At 67.3% G+C, this 18,748-nt stretch carries 13 protein-coding genes; 1 reads left to right on the top strand and 12 read right to left on the bottom strand.

Features of this window, described 5'->3' with window-relative positions:
- Positions 1–34 precede the first annotated feature (34 nt).
- Complete coding sequence (locus ACX9OW_RS00970; RefSeq protein WP_459061777.1) at positions 35–2,431, top strand: autotransporter family protein; 2,397 nt, start codon at positions 35–37, stop codon at positions 2,429–2,431.
- A gap of 118 nt (positions 2,432–2,549) precedes the next feature.
- Here the strand turns inward: ACX9OW_RS00970 and ACX9OW_RS00975 are convergent, their stop codons facing one another.
- The 12 genes from ACX9OW_RS00975 to uppS form a co-directional block, all read right to left on the bottom strand.
- Positions 2,550–3,509: an acetyl-CoA carboxylase carboxyltransferase subunit alpha gene (locus ACX9OW_RS00975; protein WP_164150798.1), complete on the bottom strand. Its 960-nt coding sequence runs from the start codon at positions 3,507–3,509 to the stop codon at positions 2,550–2,552.
- 150 nt (positions 3,510–3,659) lie between these two features.
- Positions 3,660–7,250 carry a DNA polymerase III subunit alpha gene (gene dnaE / locus ACX9OW_RS00980; protein ID WP_262219285.1) on the bottom strand — a complete coding sequence of 1,197 codons (3,591 nt, stop codon included), beginning with the start codon at positions 7,248–7,250 and terminating at the stop codon, positions 3,660–3,662.
- Between the two features lie 218 nt (positions 7,251–7,468).
- Positions 7,469–8,128 carry a ribonuclease HII gene (locus ACX9OW_RS00985; protein ID WP_346480039.1) on the bottom strand — a complete coding sequence of 220 codons (660 nt, stop codon included), beginning with the start codon at positions 8,126–8,128 and terminating at the stop codon, positions 7,469–7,471.
- The gene (lpxB, locus tag ACX9OW_RS00990; protein ID WP_053519895.1) at positions 8,125–9,384 is read right to left on the bottom strand and encodes a lipid-A-disaccharide synthase; all 1,260 of its coding nucleotides are present in this window, start codon (positions 9,382–9,384) and stop codon (positions 8,125–8,127) included. Before lpxB ends, ACX9OW_RS00985 begins: the two co-directional genes overlap by 4 nt.
- The gene (lpxA, locus tag ACX9OW_RS00995) at positions 9,381–10,172 is read right to left on the bottom strand and encodes an acyl-ACP--UDP-N-acetylglucosamine O-acyltransferase (protein ID WP_459061778.1); all 792 of its coding nucleotides are present in this window, start codon (positions 10,170–10,172) and stop codon (positions 9,381–9,383) included. Before lpxA ends, lpxB begins: the two co-directional genes overlap by 4 nt.
- An 18-nt stretch (positions 10,173–10,190) precedes the next feature.
- Positions 10,191–10,649, bottom strand: a complete 459-nt coding sequence (gene fabZ, locus ACX9OW_RS01000) for a 3-hydroxyacyl-ACP dehydratase FabZ (RefSeq protein ID WP_053519893.1) — start codon at positions 10,647–10,649, stop codon at positions 10,191–10,193.
- Positions 10,646–11,668, bottom strand: a complete 1,023-nt coding sequence (lpxD, locus tag ACX9OW_RS01005; protein WP_053519892.1) for a UDP-3-O-(3-hydroxymyristoyl)glucosamine N-acyltransferase — start codon at positions 11,666–11,668, stop codon at positions 10,646–10,648. The genes fabZ and lpxD overlap by 4 nt, the downstream gene beginning before the upstream one ends.
- Positions 11,669–12,040: 372 nt before the next feature.
- Entirely contained in the window at positions 12,041–14,461 is a 2,421-nt protein-coding gene (gene bamA, locus ACX9OW_RS01010) for an outer membrane protein assembly factor BamA (RefSeq protein ID WP_197601086.1), read from the bottom strand.
- A gap of 74 nt (positions 14,462–14,535) precedes the next feature.
- A complete protein-coding gene (rseP, locus tag ACX9OW_RS01015) occupies positions 14,536–15,894 on the bottom strand; it encodes an RIP metalloprotease RseP (protein ID WP_053518305.1) in 1,359 nt (452 codons plus the stop codon).
- Positions 15,895–15,954: 60 nt separating this feature from the next.
- Positions 15,955–17,145, bottom strand: coding sequence for a 1-deoxy-D-xylulose-5-phosphate reductoisomerase (dxr, locus tag ACX9OW_RS01020; RefSeq protein WP_053518306.1), 1,191 nt, complete (start codon positions 17,143–17,145; stop codon positions 15,955–15,957).
- A 2-nt stretch (positions 17,146–17,147) separates the two neighbouring features.
- Positions 17,148–17,984, bottom strand: coding sequence for a phosphatidate cytidylyltransferase (locus ACX9OW_RS01025; protein WP_053518308.1), 837 nt, complete (start codon positions 17,982–17,984; stop codon positions 17,148–17,150).
- Positions 17,981–18,748 carry a polyprenyl diphosphate synthase gene (uppS, locus tag ACX9OW_RS01030; protein WP_065174698.1) on the bottom strand — a complete coding sequence of 256 codons (768 nt, stop codon included), beginning with the start codon at positions 18,746–18,748 and terminating at the stop codon, positions 17,981–17,983. Before uppS ends, ACX9OW_RS01025 begins: the two co-directional genes overlap by 4 nt.

Raw genomic sequence — 18,748 nt, forward strand, 5'->3', positions numbered from 1 at the left:
TGTGCCGCATACGTGCCCCCTCTGGAGATCCATCATGAAACATGCCCATCGTTCCGCCGCAGGCGGGCGTTCCCTTGCCCTGCGTCCGCTCTCGCAGTGCCTGCTGCTGGCACTGGCCCTGCCGTTGGCGCAGCACGCGTTGGCCGGCAACCTCAACGGCGAGGATCACGAGGTGGTGCAGGGGGATCCGATCGAAGCATGGCAGGTGACCAATGGGTCCAACCTGACGGTGACCGACGCGTCCACTTACGGCATCAATGCGACCTACGGCTCCAACGTCGTGCTCACGCGTGCGGATGTGCTGGTCCGCAATGCCAATCAGAACATTCACGTGCAATCGGGTTCCAGCCTGATCGCGCGCAACAGCCGCATCGACCTGGGCATGACCCAGTTCAACATCTCGGTCGATTCGTCGGCACGCCTCTACAACACGCGGATCGATTCCATCGGTGGTGCCATCGCCTTGTTCCCGGACCGCCGCGGTGGACAGGGCGACGTGTACCTTCTGATGGACAATTCCCACCTGAAGGTGGCACACCGCGACAGCACTGCCTGGTACCACAACGTCGGTCTGAGTATGGGCGCGGGCAGGGCTGACATCGTCAACGGTTCGACGATCCGGGCCAGCCGCAACGGCGCCGTCATGTACTTCGAATATCGGGGTGCGGACAACCTGGTATTGAACGTCGACAATTCCACCCTGGAGTCGCAGACCGGCCCGGCGATCTGGGTCAATCCCGATGTCGACTGGGGCAGTCCCGATGCCGACGTCGACGGCGAATCCGCCGAGATCAACATCCGCAACGGTGCGCGCCTGATTGCCGGCGATGGCACGCTGCTGCTGGTCAAGCATGGCGAGGAGGGGCAGGTCGGCAACGTTGCTGTGCGCTTCAACGTGGAGAACGCGGCGCTGACCGGCGACATCATTGCCGATCGCACCTCCTACACGGGCCAGCTGGATGTCTCGCTGCGCAACCGCGCCACGCTGATCGGCCGCATCGTCGATGCGAGCTCGGTGGCGGTGGGGGAGCAGAGCACCTGGCAGCTGACCGGCGACAGCAGTGTCGGCCGTCTGCAGCTGGATGCGGGCAGCATGGTCAAGCTGGGCGACGGCGCGGGCGGCTTCAACACGCTGTCCCTGGACGAGTTCGTCGGTAACGGCGGCACGCTGGTATTCAACACGGTGCTTGGCGAGGACGACTCGCAGACCGACCGCCTGGTGATCGCCGGTGATGCGACCGGGCAGGCCAATGTGCGGGTGCTCAACGCCGGCGGCCAGGGCGCGCAGACCGACAAGGGCATCGAGCTGATCGAGATCAACGGCGCGTCCGACGCGCAGTTCGACCTGGTCGGCCGTGCGGTCGGCGGGCAGTACGAGTACTTCCTGTTCAAGGATGAGGCCGACGGCAACTGGTACCTGCGTTCGGAACTGCCGGTGACGCCGCCGGATCCCTGTGACCTGGATCCGTCGCTGCCCGACTGCGACCCGACCGGTCCGATCAATCCGGATCCGAAGCCGGTGCTGCGCCCGGAGACCGGCGCGTACCTGGCCAACCAGTACGCCGCAGGGCAGTTGTTCCGCCTGCATCGCAGTGATCGCGACGGCAATGCGGCCGTTGCCGAGGGTGTGCACGGCTGGGCAAGCGTGGACAGCCAGCAGGCGCGCCTGGGGGCCATGCAGGAGCAGCTGGATCTGCGCACGCAGCGCCATGTGGTGCAGGTGGGCGCAGACGTGGGGCTGTTCGATGAAGGGCGTGGCCGCCTGGGCGTGATGCTCGGTAGTGGGCGTGCTGACAGCACCAGCACCTCGGCGCTGACCGGCTTTGCGGCACGCGGCAAGGTCGCCGGCGTGGCCGCAGGGGTGTACGGCAGCTGGAACACTGGTCGTGCCTATGTGGACAGCTGGGTGCAGCACGGCCGCTTCAACAACCGGGTGGAAGGCGATGGCCTGGCTGCCGAGCGCTACGACAGCGACCTGTGGCAGGGTTCGCTGGAGGCGGGTTACCGCTTCGGCCTCGGCACGCTGGGCGACAGCAGGATCAGCCTGCAGCCGGAGCTGCAGCTGGTCTACACCAACGTCAGCACGGATCGACATACCGAGCAGAACGGCACCGTGGTGCGTGGCCTGGGCGAAAGTGGCCTGTCCGGCCGCCTCGGCCTGCGCCTGGAAGCGGAATCGACCAGCACGCATGGCGCCGTGGTGACCCCGTACCTGACCGCCAACTGGTATCGCGACGCCCGCACGGGTGGCATGGCGTTCGATGACGTGGCCATGGACAGCGACGTGCCGCGCAACCGCTACGCGCTGGGTGCAGGCGCGCGGGTGGAATTCACCAAGGGCTGGACGGGCTGGGGCGGTCTGGACGTGAGCCGCGGTGACTCCGGCTACCGCGAAGTCAGCGCCACGCTGGGCATGTCCTACAACTGGTAAGCAGATCGGCGTACGGCGGGCCCGTACGCGCAGGAACAGGGACGTATCGCCACACGGATGTGGCACTGAAGCCGGGCATTGCCCGGCTTCAGCCGTTACCGTGCAGCGGAAGCAGCGATTACGCCGCCTCGTAGGTGCCGTAGCTGCGCAGGCGCTTGTAGCGCTGCTCGAGCAGTTCCGCGGTGGACAGCTTGTCCAGCGCGTCCAGCTCGTTCAGCAGCACGGCCTTCAGGCGCCGGGCCATCTGCGTCGGGTTGCGGTGGGCGCCGCCGGTCGGCTCGCGCACGACCTTGTCGACCAGGCCCAGGCTCTTCAGGCGCGGGGCGGTCAGGCCCAGCTGTTCGGCCGCGTCCTTGGCCTTGCCGGCGTCCTTCCACAGGATCGAGGCGCAGCCTTCCGGGGTAATGGTCGAATACACCGCGTACTCCAGCATCACGGTGCGGTCGCCCACGCCCAGTGCCAGCGCGCCGCCCGAGCCGCCTTCGCCGATCACGGTGCAGATCACCGGCACCTTCAGTTCGGCCATTTCCATCAGGTTGCGCGCGATCGCTTCGGACTGGCCGCGCGATTCGGCGTCGATGCCCGGCCAGGCGCCGGCGGTGTCGATCAGGGTCAGCACCGGCAGGCCGAAACGCTCGGCCATCTTCATCAGGCGCAGCGCCTTGCGGTAGCCCTCGGGCTTGGGCATGCCGAAGTTGCGCTTGATCTTCTCCTTGGTGTCGCGGCCCTTCTGGTGGCCGATGACCATCACCGCGCGGCCATTGATGCGGGCCAGGCCGCCCATGATGGCCTTGTCGTCGGCAAAGGCGCGATCACCGGCCAGTTCCTGGAACTCATCGAAGATGATGCGGATGTAATCGGCGGTGTAGGGCCGCGACGGGTGGCGGGCCAGCTGCAGCACCTGCCAGGAGGTCAGGTTGCGGAAGATCTGTGCGGTACGCATGCGCAGCTTGTCCTGCAGCGCGTGCACTTCGGCCTCGACATTGACCGCCGGACCGGCACTGGCGTTGCGCAGCTCCTGGATCTTCGCTTCCAGGTCGGCGATGGGTTGCTCGAAGTCGAGGTAGTTCGGATTCATCGGAAGCCGTCGTGTAAAGAAGGAGGAAAGTGTAGCCGAACCCGGTGAAATTCCCCGTACGCCCCTGTCTGGAGCGTACGGAGGGGCTGGCCGGCAGGCAGCGCGCTGCCTTGGCCGCGCCGGCTGGACGCGGGACCTGGCGGGGCGGGATCAGCTGGCCCAGGGCGGGCTGTAGCGCACCTTCAGGGTGCGCACGGCCGGGTCGGCGCGCAGCGCTTCCATCAGCTTCGAGTCGATGCGCACGGCGCTCTGTCCGGACACGTCGAGCATGCCGGCGATACCGCCGTGCGGGCCCTTCAGCAGCAGGTCCAGGCGCAGGGGCGTGCGGCCGGGGCGATGGCGGTCGAGCAGGGCATCGATGCGCTCCCACACCGGCCGCTGCTGGCGCAGGTCCAGCCGCAGCGACAGGCGCGTAGCGTAGTTGGCGCAGACCTCATCGAAATCCCAGCACTGGCGGATGCGCAGGGCGTAGCCACCGTTGAATTCGTCTTCACGCAGGCCGCCCTTGACCACCAGGATGCGGTCCTTGGTCATCAGGTGGCCGAACTCGGCCATGGTGTCGGAGAACGCGCTGCACTCCACGCGTCCACGCCCGTCCTCGAGCTGGATGAAGATCTGGCTTTCGCCCTTGCGGCGAACGCCGACCACCTGGCCGGCCAGCACGGTCTGCACTTCCGGCCGCCACCGCTTCTCACCGCCACCACCACCGCCGCTGTTGGCGCTCCAGATCTTTTCCACCGCGCCCAGATCGTTGCCGACCAGATCGCGCACGTCGTCGCGCCACGGATCGAATGGATGGCCGCTGAGGTAGAAGCCCAGCGTGTCGCGCTCGCCGTTCAGGCGCTGCAGCAGGGGCCACTCTTCGGCCTCCGGCAGGTCCAGCTGGATCGTCGCCGCGCTCGGGTCCGGCCCACCGAACAGCGAGTTCTGCCCGGAGGCGCGCTCGCGTGCCATCTGCTCGGTGGCCTTGATCACTTCCGGCAGCTGCAGCATCAGCGAGGCGCGGTTGCGGCCCAGCTCATCCAGTGCGCCGCAGTTGATCATCGCTTCCAGGGTGCGCCGGTTGAGCTTGGCCGAGCCGACGCGGGTACAGAAATCGAGCAGGTCGGTGTAGTTTCCGCCCCGCAGCCGCTCGTCCACCACCGCTTCGCAGGCACCCTGGCCGACACCCTTGATCGCACCCAGGCCGTACTGGATGGTGTCCGGCGTGGCTGCCTCGAACATGAAGGCGGACTGGTTCACCTTCGGCGGCAGCACGGTCAGGCCGAGGTTGCGCACCTCGTCGAGGAAGCCGACCACCTTGTCGGTGTTGTCCATGTCCGAAGACAGCGTGGCCGCCATGAACTCGGCCGGGTAATGGCGCTTGAGCCACGCGGTCTGGTAACTGACCAGCGCGTAGGCAGCGGCGTGCGACTTGTTGAAGCCGTAGCCGGCGAACTTCTCCATCAGGTCGAAGATCTCGTCGGCCTTGGGGCCGTCGACGCCGCCCTTGGCCGCACCCTCGCGGAAGATCTCGCGGTGCTTGGCCATTTCGGCCGGCACCTTCTTGCCCATCGCACGGCGCAGCAGGTCGGCGCCACCCAGCGAGTAGCCGCCGACGATCTGCGCCATCTGCATCACCTGCTCCTGGTACACCATGATGCCGTAGGTGTCCTTGAGGATGGCTTCGGTGCGCGGATCGGGATAGATGATTTCTTCCTGCCCGTGCTTGCGCGCGTTGAAGGACGGAATCAGGTCCATCGGGCCGGGGCGGTACAGCGACACCAGCGCGATCAGGTCTTCGAAACGGTCGGGGCGTGCGTCCTTCAGCAGGCGGCGCATGCCCGAGGATTCGAACTGGAAGACCGCACCGGTGTTGCCGTTGGCGAAGATGTCCTTGTAGGTCGGTGCGTCGTCCAGCGGGATCGCCGCGATGTCCACCGGCGGAATGCCGGCGCGCGCGTGGCGCTTGTTGATCGCCTTCACCGCCCAGTCGATGATGGTCAGCGTGCGCAGGCCAAGGAAGTCGAACTTCACCAGGCCCACTTCTTCCACGTCGTTCTTGTCGAACTGGGTGACCGGGTTCTTGCCGATGCCGTTCTCGTCGTGTTCGGCGTACAGCGGGCAGAACTCGCTCAGCGGCTCGGGGCCGATCACCACGCCACCGGCGTGCTTGCCGGCGTTGCGGGTGAGGTCTTCAAGCTGCAGCGCCAGATCGATCAGGTCACGGACATCGTCTTCGGTTTCGTAACGCTGGATCAGCTCGGCCGATGCCATCTCCGAGCCCGGGCCTTCCTTGCCCTTGCCGAGCGCATCCTTCAGGTGGATGCCGAGGATGTTCGGGATCAGCTTGGAGACGCCGTCAACCAGGCCATAGGGGAAACCGAGCACACGGCCGGAATCGCGCACCACGGCCTTGGCGGCCATGGTGCCGTAGGTGATGATCTGGCTGACGCGTTCGCGCCCGTATTTGCGTGCGACGTAGTCGATCACTTCGTCGCGGCGGTCCATGCAGAAATCGATGTCGAAGTCGGGCATCGACACGCGTTCCGGATTCAGGAACCGCTCGAACAGCAGGTTGTAGGGCAGCGGATCCAGGTCGGTGATCTTCAGCGCCCACGCCACCAGCGAACCGGCACCGGAACCACGGCCCGGGCCGATCGGGATGCCCTGGTTCTTGCCCCACTGGATGAAGTCGGCCACGATCAGGAAGTAGCCGGGGAAACCCATCTTGATGATGGTATCGAGCTCGAATTCGAGGCGCTCGAAGTACTCCTCGCGGGTCTTGCCCGGCGCCAGCGGATTCTTCTGCAGGCGTTCTTCCAGGCCGTCGCGCGACATCTTCTGGATCCAGGTATCCAGGGTCTCGTCGTCCGGCACCGGGTAGTTGGGCAGGAAGTAGGTGCCCAGCCGCATCTCGATGTTGCAGCGCTCGGCCAGCGCCAGCGTGTTGTCGATCGCATCGGGGATGTCGGCGAACAGCGCGCACATCTCCTCGGCCGACTTCAGGTACTGCTGGTCACTGTACTCGCGCGGCCGCTTGGGATCGTCCAGCACGCGGCCGGTCGAGATGCACACACGTGCCTCATGCGCGCTGAAGTCCGACGGTGCAAGGAAGCGCACATCGTTGCTGGCCACCACCGGCAGGCCGCGCTGGCCGGCGGCCATCAGCGCGAAGCGGTTGAAGGCCTCCTCGCCATCGCGGCCGGTGCGGGTCAGCTCCAGGTGCAGGCCATCGCCGAACACCCGCTGCCAGTCGGCCAGATGCTGCTCGGCAAGGTCGTGCTTGCCGTCCAGCGCCAGGCGCCCGGCCAGGCTCTCGCGCCCGGCCAGCGCGAACAGGTTGGCGTTGCCCGCCTTCAACCAGTCCGGATGCACGGCGACGCCGCCTTCCGGACGATGGCCCTCCATCCAGGCACGGGTCAGCAGCCGTGACAGGCTCAGGTAGCCTTCGCGGTCGCGGCACAGCAGGGTCATCCGCCACGGGTCCTGGCCCTCCTCGGCGATCATCACGTCGGCGCCGGCGATCGGCTTGATGCCCACGCCTTCGGCTGCCTTGTAGAACTTGATCAGGGCGAACAGATTGTTGAGGTCGGTCACCGCCAGCGCGGGCAGGCCCAGCTCGACCGAGCGTGACAGCAGGTTGGCCTGCTTGGCCTTCTTCGGGTCGGCCTGGTCCGGCTTGGCCGGCACACGGATGGTCGAGTCCGCCAGCGAGAACTCGGTGTGGACGTGGAGATGTACGAAACGGGAGTTGGACATGCCGGACCAGGTTGGAGCGCGGGGGCCCCGGGTGCCGACGGGAGTTCGTCGCCGGGGTCGGGAAGCGCTGGAATGCCCGGTCAGGGTAGCGAGGGCAGGGGGAGGCGACAAGCTCTTGACGGCGCGTCGATTGCGCGAACAGGCCGCCGGGCATGGCCCGGCGCTACCACCGCAATGTGGGCGCACGATGCCGCCGGGCCATGCCCGGCGGCGGTTGTTCAGGCGATGGCCGCGGCCGCCGGGTTTTCCAGGCATTCACGCACCGGGGCGAAACTGCGCCGGTGCTCGCCACAGGGGCCGTGTTCACGCAGTGCCGCCAGGTGGGCCGGAGTGCCGTAGCCCTTGTGCTGGTCGAAACCGTAGTACGGATGCTGTACGTGCAGGTCCTGCATGTACCGGTCGCGCGACACCTTGGCCAGGATCGACGCCGCCATGATCGCGCGGTCGATGCCATCGCCACCAACCAGCGCCTGCGCCGGCAGTACCAGCCCCTTCGGAACCACGTTGCCGTCGATGCGGGCGAAGCCGGCCACGTGGGCCACGGCCGCCACCACGTCGCGCATACCCTGCAGGGTGGCCTGGTAGATGTTCAGGCGGTCGATCGCTGCTACGTCCACCAGCACCACATGCCAGGCCAGGGCGCGATCGATGATTCGATCGTACAGCTGCTCGCGGCGCGCGGCGGTGAGCTGCTTGGAGTCATCCAGGCCGTTGATGCGCGGGCGGGCAGGATCGAATACCACCGCCGCGACGGCGACCGGCCCGGCCAGCGGGCCACGGCCGGCCTCATCGACACCGGCGACCAGGCGGTCCGGTTCAACCCGCAGTGAACCGTCGAACAGGGCCAGGCTGGCTGCGGCGGCGTGGCGGCGGCTCATGCCTTGTCCAGCTCGCGTACCAGCAGCTCGCCGACAGCGTCGGCGGCGCGTGCCGAGGCATTGCGGCGCAGGCGTTCATGCAGGCGCGAATAGGTTCCCTGCAGGTCGGCGGCCCGTTGCGGATGGTCGAACCACTGCTGGATGGCGGCGGCCAGCTTGTCCGGCGTGCAGTCGTGCTGCATCAGCTCCGGTGCCAGGTCCTGGCCGGCCAGGATGTTGGGCAGGGCGAAGCGGTCGACCTTGATCAGGCCCAGCGCCTTGACCAGGCGGTAGGTCAGTTCGTTGACGCGATAGCCGACCACCATCGGCCGCTTCACCAGCATGGCTTCCAGGGTCGCGGTACCGGAGGCGAGCACCACCACGTCGGCGGCGATCATGGCGTCGCGGGCCTGGCCATCAAGCACATGCGAGTAGGCGACCGGCAGCGCCGAACGCGACAGCTGTTCCTCGATCAGGCGACGGCAGGCGGCATTGGCGGCAGGCACCACGACGTGCAGCCCCGGAATCCGTTCGGAAACCTGCCACGCGGCCTCGAAGAACGGCTCGCCCAGGCGCGAGATCTCGCCCAGGCGGCTGCCCGGCAGCACCGCCAGCACCTTGGCCGTGGCCGGCAGGCCCAGCGCGGCACGGGCTTCGTCGCGGTTGCCCTGCAGCGGAATGTCATCGGCCATCGGATGACCGACAAAGCGCGCGTCGATTCCGTGCCGGGCGTAGATGGGGGGTTCCATCGGGAACAGGCACAGCACGAGGTCGGCACTGTTGCCGATCTTCTCGGCGCGCTTCTCGCGCCACGCCCAGACCGAAGGGCTGACGTAATGCACGGTGCGCACGCCACGCTGCTTCAGCCAGCGCTCGATGCCCAGGTTGAAGTCCGGCGCATCGATGCCGATGAACACGTCCGGCTGCCACTCGAGCGCGCGCTGGCGGAAGGCCGAGCGCAGCTTCAACAGGCGCGGCAGGTGGCGCAGGACTTCGGTCAGCCCCATCACCGCCAGTTCGCTGGCATCGTGCCAGGTCTGGCAACCGGCATTGCGCATGGCATCGCCGCCGATGCCGGCGAACTCGGCGTTCGGGAAGCGGGCCTTCAACTCGCGCACCAGGCCGGCACCGAGCAGGTCGCCGGAGGCCTCACCGGCCACCAGTGCGATCCGCAGCGGCCGCTCGCTGAGCACCCGCTGTGCAGGCACGCTGCCGGCCAGGGAGGCCAGCGGAATGACAGCGGCGCCGGCCGGCGCCTGGCCGGACGTGCTGCTCATCGCAGCAGGGGCCTCTCTGCATGTTCGATGAACTCCAGCATGGACTTCACGTCCTCGCTGTCGCGCGCCTGTTCCACCAGCTGCTGCTTGGCTTCGGCCAGCGGCAGGCCGGCCACGTACAGGGTCCGGTAGGCACGCTTGATGGCGGAGATGCGTTCGGCATCGAAACCGCGGCGCTTCAGGCCTTCACTGTTGATGCCGCGCGGACGGCCCAGCGAATCGGAGCCCACCATGGTGAACGGCGGAACATCGCCGTTGGTCAGCGCACCCATGCCGAGGAAGGCGTGGGCGCCGATGCGGCAGAACTGGTGGGCACCGGCGAAGCCGCTGATGATCACGTAGTCGCCGACAGTAACGTGGCCGGCCAGCGTGGTGTTGTTGGAGAACACGCAGGCGTTGCCGACGTGGCAGTCGTGTGCCACATGCGTATAGGCCAGCATCCAGTTGTCGTCACCGATCGTGGTGATGCCACCGCCGCCGCCGGTACCGCGGTTGACGGTGACGAACTCGCGGAACACGTTGCGGTCGCCGATCACCAGTTCGGTGCGTTCACCGGCGAACTTCTTGTCCTGCGGCTCGCCGCCGATGGCTGCGTGGCCGATGAAGCGGTTGTCGCGGCCGATCCGGGTCGGTCCGAGAATGCTGCAGTGTGGGCCGACGACCGTGCCTGCGCCGATGTCCACATCGGCACCGATCAGGGTGAAGGCACCGACCTGCACATCGTCGGCCAGCCGGGCGGACGAGTCGATGACGGCGGTGGGGTGGATCCGTGGGGCGTTGTCAGTCATTCCTGGCTCCGTTATGGCTCAGCCCTTGGCACCGGCGCACATGACCTCGGCAGAGGCCACCACTTCGCCGTTGACCTTGGCTTCGCCGTAGTACCAGCCCATGTTGCGGATCAGCCGCTTCATCTGCACGTCCAGCAGCAGCACATCGCCCGGCACCACCTGCTTGTTGAAGCGGGCGTTCTCCACCTTGACCATGTAGAACAGCTTGGACTGCGCATCGCGGCCGAGCGAGAGCTGGGTCATCACACCGCCGGCCTGCGCCAGTGCCTCGATGATCAGCACGCCGGGCATGATCGGGCGGCCCGGGAAATGGCCCTGGAAGAACGGCTCGTTGATGCTCACGTTCTTCTGGGCAAGGATGCGCTTGGCGTCCACATCCAGCTCGAGGACCTTGTCCACCAGCAGGAACGGGTAGCGGTGCGGGATCAGCTCCTGGATCTGGAGGACATCGATCGGAAGCTGCAGCGTGTCGTTCATTCTTTCTCCTTGCTCACAGCCAGGATGCGCCGGGCCAGCGTATCGAGCTGCTTGAAGCGCGCGGCGTTCTTGCGCCACGTGCGGTTGTCGGTCAACGGGGTGCCGGACGAATACTCGCCCGGCTCATGGATGGAGTTGCGCACCACCGATTTGCCGGTGATCACCACCTTGTCGCAGATCTCCAGGTGGCCGACCACGCCTACGTGGCCGCCGAGCAGGCAGTAACGTCCGATCTTGGCGCTGCCGGCAATGCCGGTGCAGCCAGCGATGGCCGAGTGCGCGCCGATCTGCACGTTGTGTGCGATCTGCACCAGGTTGTCCAGGCGCACGTCTTCGTCCAGCACGGTGTCTTCCAGCGCGCCGCGGTCCACGCAGGTGTTGGCGCCGATTTCGCAGTCGTCGCCGATGCGCACGCCGCCAAGCTGCGGCACCTTGATCCACCTGCCCGCGTCCATCGCCAGGCCGAAGCCATCGGCGCCGAGCACGGCGCCGGGGTGGACCCGCACACGCTTGCCCAGCCGGACGCGGGTGACCAGGGTGACCCGGGCGATCAGTTCGCAGCCGTTGTCCAGGCTGCAATCCTCGCCGATCACGCTGCCGGTGCCGATGATGCAGTTCTCGCCGACCACGCTGCGGGCGCCGATGGACACGAACGGACCGATATGGGCGCTGGCTGCGACCTGGGCGGTGGGATCGATGACGGCGCTGGGATGGATGCCCGGCGGGCGCGTCGGTGCGATGTCGAACAGCGCGGCGATCTTGGCGAAGGTGGTGTACGGGTCCTTGGCCACGAGCGCGGCGCCGGGAGCCGCCTCGGCATCGTCGGCACGCAGCACCACCAGCGAGGCCTGGCTGTCGGCCAGCTGGGTGCGGTAGCGCGGATTGGCGAGGAAGGTCAGCTGGCCAGGGCCGGCATGGGCGAGGGTGGCCACGCCATGGATGGCGGTGGCGGGGTCGCCATGGACCTGCAGGCCGAACTGCTCGGCGAGTTGCTGGGCGGTGTAGGAGGGAGTATTCACGGCGGGAGTTTAACGTGTGACGCCATTGCGGTCATGCGGGGGCAGAGCGTGGCGCCTGCCTGGTACGGGCGGGAGACGGCGGGTGGCCCTGGCCAGGACACGCAGAAGCCCCTCCATGGTGCTCGATGGCGCCATCCATGGCGCCAACGGTCCTGGCCAGGCCCACCCGCCGCCTCAGGACAGTCTCCCGCGAGCGCGGCCAAGGGCCCGTGCAGTGCGCAGTGTCATCTGCATCAACGAAAACGCCGGGCAGAGCCCGGCGCTTCGTACCCCGTCTGGTGGAGAGCCCCCCTTCTGTTAAGGGGGGCGCGCCAGCGGCGCGGGGGATAGGAGGAATACGCGTGCAGTTCTGATGAGCCGCAGGGCGGTTCGTCAGAACTGCCCGCCGAAGGTGAATTGCAGGCGCTCGATCTTGTCGTCGTCTTCCTTCTTCAGCGGGAACGCATAGCTGATCGAGATCGGGCCGACCGGGGCGCGCCACAGCAGGGCCACACCGGTGGACACACGCAGTTCGTTGGCCTTGAAGTTGTCGGCGCCGTTGTAGACGTTGCCGAAGTCGACGAAGGCCGACACGCGGGCCGACGGGCTGTCGAACAGACGCGGGAAGTAGGCTTCGATCGAACCGACGGTCTTCAGCGAGCCACCCAGCGGCTGGCCCTCCGGATAGCCCATGGTGACTTCGCGCGGGCCCAGCGTGTTGTCCTCGAAGCCGCGCACCGAGTTGGTACCGCCGGCGTAGAAGTTCTCGTAGAACGGCAGGCCGCTGGCGGTCACCGTCTTCCTGTAATCCGGTGAGCCCGGGTTGCAGTTGACCGTCTGGGTCGGGTTCGGGTTGGCCTCGGTCGGCGCGGTGTAGCAGAGATCACGCGAGGTGTCCTTGCCATAGCTGTCGCCGTAGCCGATTTCCGCACGCGTGTTGATCACCAGCGACGGCATGATCGGCCAGTACTTGGAGATCTGGTAGTTCAGCTTGTAGTACTCGACGGTCGAACCCGGCAGCGTGGTCTCCAGGCCGATGCGCTGGTAGGTACCGCGGGTCGGCATGAAGTAGTCGTTGCGCGAATCGCGTGCCCAGCCGAGCTCGGTGCGCCAGGCATGGAAGGTGCGGCGGCCGACGGCGTTGATGTAGTCGATGATCGATTGCGGCGTTGCGTTCTGGTACGTCGAGATCTGGTTGCTGTCGATGCCGAACATCAGCGAGACCGAGTCGGTTTCGGTCAGCGGCACGCCGAACACCACCTGCGCGGCACCGTTGGTGCTGTTGTACTGCGCGGTGTTGAAGTCGGAGTAGTCCAGTTCGCGCCAGGACAGGTTGTAGCCCAGCGACACGCCGTCATCGGTGAAGTACGGGTTGGTGTAGCTGAAGCCATAGCGCTGCAGGTAGCTGCTGCGCGAGGCTTCCACCGACACGCGGTTGCCGCCGCCGAGGAAGTTGTTCTGCGACAGCTGCACGGAGGTGGTCATGCCGTAGGACTGCGAGTAGCCCAGGCCGAACACGAAGCTGCCGGAAGTGGTTTCCTTGACGTTGTAGACGACGTCGACCTGGTCGTTGCTGCCGCTGACGGCCGGGGTTTCCACATCCACCGATTCGAAATAGCCCAGGCGCTGCAGGCGGATCTTGGAGCGGTCGATCGCGGCCTGCGAGTACCAGCTGTTCTCGAACTGGCGCATTTCGCGACGCATCACCTCGTCGGAGGTGCGGGTATTGCCGCGGAAGACGATACGACGCACCGACACGCGTGGGCCCGGCACCACCTGCATGTTGATGGCAACGGTCTGGTCAGCACGGTTGGTGGTCGGGATCGGGTTCACCTTGGCGAACGCGTAGCCGATGTTGGACAGCGAGTTGGTGATCGTGTCCGAGCTGAATTCCAGCAGCGCCCGCGAGAAGGTGTCGCCGGACTTCTGGATCACCATGCGCTCCACGTCCTCCTGCGGGAGGATGGTGTCGCCGCTGACCTTGATCTCGGAGATCTTGTACTGCTCACCCTCGGTCACGCCGGCGGTGAGGAACATGTCGCGCTTGTCGGGGCTGATCGACACCTGGGTGGAGTCGATGCTGAAGTCGACGTAGCCCCGGTCGAGGTACCACGAGTTCAGCTTTTCCAGGTCGCCGGACAGCTTTTCCTTGGAGTACTGGTCATCGCGGCGGTACCACGAGGCCCAGTTGTGCTCCTTGGATTCCCAGGTTTCCAGGATGTCCTTGCTGTCGTACTTCTCGGTGCCGACCAGGTTGACATGGCGGATCTTGGCCGCCTTGCCTTCCTTGATCGCGATGGCGATGTCCACACGGTTGCGGTCCAGCGGGCTCACCGTCGGGGTGATCTCGACGTTGTACTTGCCGCGGTCGTTGTACTGGCGGCGCAGTTCCTGGGTCACGCGGTCCAGACTCAGGCGATCGAACGTGCCACCTTCGGTCAGGCCGATGTCGGACAGGCCCTTGAGCAGCTGGTCGGACTTGATGTCCTTGTTGCCGGTCACGGTCAGCTTGTTGATCGCCGGGCGTTCCTTGACCGTCACCACCAGGATGTTGCCCTGGCGGTCCAGCTGCACGTCCTCAAAGAAGCCGGTCTTGTACAGGGCGCGGATGGTTTCGCCGACCTTGCTGTCGGTGACCGTCTCGCCACGCTCCACCGGCAGGTAGGTGAATACCGTACCCGAGCTGATGCGCTGCAGGCCGTCGACGCGGATGTCGCTGACAGTGAAGGGCTCGGCTGCCTGGGCCAGGGCGGGAGCGCCGGTGACGGCGGCGAGGGCGAGGGCCAGCAGGCGGCGATTGGGGAGTCGCGTCATGTCACGTCCGGTAGGAAGGTCGATTTCATTGGTGCGGGATGCCGACGCTGTAGACGGCAACAACGTGGAAAAGTTCATCGCGGGACCAGGCCGAGGATGTCGTTGTAGAACGCCAACCCCATCAGCCCGGCCAGCAACGCCAGGCCGATGTATTGGCCGGCGGCGATGGCACGCTCGCTCAGCGGGCTGCCCTTGACCAACTCGATAAGGTAATACAGCAGGTGGCCGCCGTCCAAGATCGGGATCGGCAGCAGATTGATGATGCACAGGCTCAGCGACAGCAGCGCGAGGAACTGCAGGAACCAGTCGAGCCCACGTTTGGCCGATACATTGGCCACACGGGCGATGGTGACCGGGCCGGAAACGTTCTGCAGCGAGGCCTTGCCGGTCACGATGCGGGCCATCATGCCCAGCGAGTCGGCGGCCAGCCGGCCGGTTTCACGCACCGCCACGGTGACCGCGTCCAGTGGCCCGTAACGCAGCAGGGTGTCGTAGGCCGGGCTGTAGGTGGTGGGGAAACCGACGCCGATCTGCCAGACCGGCTCGCCCTTGCCGTCCTTGCCCTGGCGTGGAGTCACTTCCAGTGCCAGCCGCTCGCCGCCACGCAGGACTTCGATCATGCCGGGGCCGCCGGTGCGGCCCAGGGCCTGGATTTCGCCGATCACCTGGTCGACGCTGTCAATGCGCTGCCCGTCGATGGCCACGATGAGGTCGCCCGGCTGCAGCTGGCCCGCAACAACGGAATCCGGTGTGAGCCTGTCGACCAGGGCGGGCTGCAGCCATGACTGCCAGTACAGGCCCGCCAGGATCGGCACCCGCCGTTCATCGAAGCCTGCCGGCAGCTGCGACAGCGGCAGGGTACGGGCATGCACCTGATCGCTGCGGTCGATCACGTCCAGCGTGACATCACGACGGTCCATCGCTGCCGCGGTCAGGGCCATGCTGGCCTCGCCCAGGGTGCTGACCGGGCGGTCGTCCACGCGCAGCACGCGGTCACCACTGTTGAGCCCCGCCGTCGCCGCGATGCCGCTGGTGCGGCCGAGGGTGGGCGAATAGTCCTGCTTGCCGATCACGAACATCGCCCACAGCAGCAGGATGCACAGCAGCAGGTTGGCGACCGGGCCGGCAGCGACGATGGCGATGCGCTGCCAGACCGTCTTGTGGTTGAACGCCTGGCCGCGTTCCTGCGGATGCACCTCGACTTCGCGCTCGTCGAGGAATTTCACATAGCCGCCCAGCGGAATCGCAGCAATGGCGAATTCGGTTCCATGCCGGTCGCGCCGCGACCACAGCGGCCGGCCGAAGCCGACAGAGAAGCGCAGCACCTTGACTCCGCACAGGCGGCCGACCCAGTAATGCCCGAGCTCGTGGAAGGTGACCAGCAGCCCCAGGCTGACAATCATCCACCAGACCGATCCGATGAAGTCAGTCATGCAGGCTCACGTTGGCGGGCAGGGGCGGCGTCGTCATGCAGGGCTGGGCAGGCGGGCGGTTCAGGCGGCGTCGATGGCGTTCAGGGTCAGCAGGCGTGCGCGCTGGTCGGCGGACAACAGGACCTCCAGTGTATCGGCTGGCTCGGTCGGCAGTGTTGAAAGAGCGTTAGCGACCAGCGCCGGGATGGTCAGGAAACCGATCCGGCCCTGAAGAAACGCTGAAACGGCCTCTTCGTTGGCGGCGTTCAGCATCGCCGGGGCGGTGCCACCGGCGCGCATCGCCTGCCAGGCCAGCGCCAGGCAGGGGAAGGCCTCGGTATCGGGCGCCTCGAAATCCAGCCGGCCCTGCGCCAGCAGATCCAGCCCGGCCACGCCCGAGGTGATGCGCTGCGGCCAGCCCAGGCCAACGGCCAGGGTGGTGCGCATGTCCGGCAGGCCCATCTGCGCCAGGGTCGAGCCGTCGACGAATTCGACCAGCGAATGGACCAGGCTCTGCGGATGGACCAGCACCTCGATGCGTTCACCCGGCACGGCGAACAGGTGGTGGGCCTCGATCACTTCCAGGCCCTTGTTCATCAGGGTCGCGGAATCGACCGAGATCTTCGGCCCCATCGACCACTTCGGGTGGGCCACGGCCTGGGCCGGGGTGACCTGCGCCAGTTCGGCGCGGCTGCGGCCACGGAACGGGCCACCGGAGGCGGTGAGCAGGATCCGGCGCACCCCGGCGCCTTCGAGGCTGGCGTCGCGCGAGCGCAGGCACTGGAAGATGGCGCTGTGCTCGCTGTCGATCGGGATGATCTCGGCCCCGGCACGTTCGGCGGTACGGGTCAGCAGTTCGCCCGCCAGCACCAGTGATTCCTTGTTCGCCAGCAGGATGCGCTTGCCCGCGGCGGCGGCGGCCAGGGTCGAGGACAACCCTGCCGCGCCGACGATGGCGGCCACCACGGTGTCGCAGGCGTCACTGGCGGCCAGCTGGTCCAGCGCTGCCTGGCCGGCGTGGGCCTGGGTCGCCAGGCCGGCCTCGCGCAGGCCGTCGCGCAGCGCAGGGTACAGGGCCTCGTCGGCGATCACCGCGTGCAGGGGCTGATGCTGGCGGCACAGCGCAAGCAGCGCCTGCACCTGGCGGCCGGCGGCAAGCACGGTGGCCCGGTAGCGCTGCGGATGGCGCGCGATCACATCCAGGGTGGAGGCACCGATCGATCCGGTGGCGCCGAACACGGCGACCCGGCGCAGGTCTGCTGCTGCATGCATGGTCAGAATCCGAAGATTTCCTTGCCCAGCGCGAACACCGGCACGGCTGCCAGGACGCCGTCGACACGGTCGAGCACGCCACCGTGGCCCGGGATCAGGTTGCCCGAGTCCTTGGCACCGGCATGGCGCTTGATCAGGCTCTCGAACAGATCGCCCAGCACCGAGGCCAGCACGGCGACCACGGACGTGATCAGCAGGCCCGGCAGGTGGGCCAGGTCGATACCGGCCAGCCAGCCCAGGCCGACGGCCACGGCCACGCCGGCCAGCAGGCCGCCGACCAGGCCTTCCCAGGTCTTGTTCGGGCTGATGCGCGGGGCCAGCTTGTGCCTGCCGAAGCGGCGGCCGGCAAAGTAGGCGCCCGAATCGGCGGCCCAGACCAGCGCCAGCGCGGCCAGCAGCCACAGATGCCCCTGCCGGCCGGGCGGGTCGCCGCCGGCGTGGATCAGCACCAGCGCGGCCCAGGCCGGCACGATGGCCAGTGTACCGGCCAGCAGCTTGAGGATGCGCGCGGGGCTGCCCGGCTGTGCACCGAAGTTGAAGAAGCGCAGCCAGACCAGCGCCGCCAGCCACCAGGCGACGCCGACCAGCGTGGTGATCTGGAACAGCACCAGGGTACTGCCGTCGGCCCACACCAGCAGCACCATCAGCAGCAGGTTCAATACCAGCAGCACGGTGCGCGCCAGGGTGTCTTCAACGTCGGCCAGCTTCAGCCATTCCCACAGGCCGATCAGCAGGACGGCGGCGGCCGCGGCGGCCAGCCATTGCGTCGGCAGCAGCAGGATCGCGGCAATGGCGACCGGCGCCATGATCAGCGCGGCGAGGACTCGGGTCTTGGTCATGGGCTGGACGTCTCAGTGGCCAGGGCGGCGATCTGGGCGCTGGTCAGGCCGAAGCGGCGCTCACGGCCCGCATAGGCATCCAGCGCCTGTTGCAGCATCGCGGCGTCGAAGTCCGGCCACAGTGCCTCGGTGAACCACAGCTCGGTGTAGGCCAGCTGCCACAGCAGGAAATTGCTGATGCGGGTGTCGCCACCGGTGCGGATGAACAGGTCCGGTGCCGGCAGGTCGGCCAGGGCCATCTGCCGGCCCAGCAGCGCCTCGTCGATCTGTTCGGGCAGCAGGCGACCGGCCGCCACTTCGGCAGCCAGTGCGCGCGCCGCGCGGGCGATGTCCTGGCGGCCGCCATAGCTGGCGGCGATCGACAGGGTCAGCGTGGTGTTGCCGGCGGTGCGCTGTTCGGCCAGCTGCATGCGGCTGACCAGCGAGGCGCCGAAGCGCTCGCGCTCGCCGATGAAGCGCACGCGCACGCCCCGGCGGTGCAGCTCGTCCACTTCGCGGTCGAGCGCGCCCAGGAACAGCTTCATCAACGCATCGACTTCGTCCTGCGGCCGGCCCCAGTTCTCGCTGGAGAAGGCGAACAGGGTCAGCGCCGGGATGCCCAGTTCAAGGCAGCGCTCGATGGTGCGGTTGACCGCGCGCGCGCCGGCACGGTGGCCGATCACGCGCGGGCGGCGGCGCTGCTGTGCCCAGCGTCCGTTGCCATCCATGATGATGGCGACGTGGCGGGGCAGGGCGGCCGGCAGGGGAGGCGGGACTGAAGGCAT

It is taken from the genome of Stenotrophomonas genospecies 5 (assembly GCF_054473825.1).